We start from the raw sequence: 785 nt of genomic DNA on the forward strand, positions 1-785 counted from the left end.
CCGTAGTTGTCTGTTACGGTTAAATCCATCAGCTCAGCTGCTGTTTTCACTGCCCCTACGGATAGGTCTGCATTGCTGTTATCCGCTACAAGTTTCGCTACAACAACCGCGTCACTCTTCACGGTTACAGGGATGCTGATTTGTTTTTGCTCATCTTTTACCGTTTTGTAGATCACATTAATGTCGGCTGTTCCTGCTTTGTTACCCAGTACCCAACCTGTTGTACCTACCGTTGCTGCAATCGCCGTATCGTAGTTAGAGCTTGTCGCTGAAATAATCCGGTCATCCGGTAATTTCACGGTGTTACCAGCAGCATCTTTTGCAGTTATTGCAATTTTCTTAGCAACTGTGTGGTCACCAGCGACTTTTTGAGCATTGCTTAAGATATCGCCACTGTCTTTGGCCGCATACGCATTACCTAGAGCAGATACGTTGTACGTCAACTCTTCTGTTGCTGCGTTAGCGTTAGTGTATGATCTTGATACGCTGGTAACATCTCTCCATTTCAGGTTTTGGAACTCACCTGCTTGTGCTTCACCATCAATGTTCTTGCGAAGCGTTGCTTTGAATTCAATTTTACCGCCATTACCTAGGTTTGCGTTGTCCGCAATGAAATTAAATCCTTGGTTGAACTTAGCGAAGTCACTGTTGGCATAGTTCACGTGCTGACCGCCTGTGAGCGTACCTGCCGCTGCTGCATTCGTTCCTTGACCCGTGATGCTCAAGTACGTTGGCAGCGCAGGTTGACCTGCAACGGGGTTCGCTGTTTGTGTTTCTGTCGCTTG

At 47.0% G+C, this 785-nt stretch carries 1 pseudogene; it reads right to left on the reverse strand.

Annotated features, from left to right (window positions below):
* Positions 1-785: pseudogene (locus IEY34_RS36300) on the reverse strand (hypothetical protein); the annotation flags it as partial.

Origin of the sequence: Paenibacillus marchantiophytorum, from assembly GCF_014640555.1 — a bacterium.
Taxonomy (GTDB): domain Bacteria; phylum Bacillota; class Bacilli; order Paenibacillales; family NBRC-103111; genus Paenibacillus_E; species Paenibacillus_E marchantiophytorum.